The organism is Isoptericola sediminis (assembly GCF_013085345.1).
Lineage (GTDB): Bacteria > Actinomycetota > Actinomycetes > Actinomycetales > Cellulomonadaceae > Isoptericola > Isoptericola sediminis.
Genome location: NZ_JABFAJ010000028.1, coordinates 1 through 308, shown reverse-complemented (window position 1 = coordinate 308; position 308 = coordinate 1). Strand labels below are relative to the sequence as shown.

Genomic DNA, 308 nt, shown 5'->3' with positions numbered 1-308 from the left:
GGCTCGCTGACGGTCGACAAGGTCGTCGAGGCCTCCGAGCACGCCGTCGAGGTCACCGACGACTTCGAGATCACCGCCACCTGCACCCTGGACGAGGAGCAGGTCGCCGAGGAGACGTTCACCTTCGACGCCGACGGCAACCCCACCGGTGACCCCACCATCAGCGACCTGCCCTACGGCACCGTCTGCGTCGTGGTCGAGTCCACCGACACGCTGCCCGCCGGCACCGAGGTCACCTACGACCCCACCGGCGCCAACACCGAGGGCGTCCTGATCGACGACAACGACCCGAACGTCACCGTCACCGT

The 308-nt window shown here is 68.5% G+C and carries 1 protein-coding gene; it reads left to right on the top strand.

Annotation, left to right across the window (positions count from 1 at the left end; genetic code table 11):
* Positions 1-308 (top strand): DUF5979 domain-containing protein (locus HLI28_RS15120; RefSeq protein ID WP_171248411.1); only part of this gene is annotated, 308 nt, incomplete at both ends.